This window comes from Rhodococcus sp. T2V (genome assembly GCF_029269925.1).
GTDB lineage: Bacteria > Actinomycetota > Actinomycetes > Mycobacteriales > Mycobacteriaceae > Rhodococcus_F > Rhodococcus_F koreensis.
Map to the genome: position 1 here is coordinate 1 of NZ_JARJBD010000552.1, position 391 is coordinate 391.

At 62.1% G+C, this 391-nt stretch carries 2 pseudogenes; both read right to left on the bottom strand.

Annotation, left to right across the window (positions count from 1 at the left end):
• A pseudogene (locus tag P3H15_RS55375) lies at window positions 1-129 on the bottom strand (aldehyde dehydrogenase family protein); the annotation flags it as partial.
• Between the two features lie 2 nt (window positions 130-131).
• A pseudogene (locus tag P3H15_RS55380) lies at window positions 132-263 on the bottom strand (aldehyde dehydrogenase family protein); the annotation flags it as partial.
• Window positions 264-391 lie beyond the last annotated feature (128 nt).

The window sequence follows — 391 nt, forward strand, 5'->3', positions numbered from 1 at the left end:
GGCGGTGCCGTTGCCGAACTGGCTGGAGTTCACCAGTTCGAGGGCTTCGTCGTAGGAGTCGACGCGGATGACGGAGAGGACGGGTCCGAAGATTTCGTCGGTGTAGACGGACATGTCGGTGGTGACGTGGTGGCGGTGCCGTTGCCGAACTGGCTGGAGTTCACCAGTTCGAGGGCTTCGTCGTAGCTCTCGACGCGCACCACGGACAGGACGGGTCCGAAGATTTCGTCGGTGTACACGGACATGTCGGTGGTGACGTGGTCGTTACGTTATTTACGGTCCTTCACAGAAGGGCTACGGTCGCCAGACCCGGTATGACTCCTTGCCCCTGTCTCACGCATGATCCGGGGGGTGGTGTCGCCGGGTGTGGTGGCGTCGACGGACCGCTGAT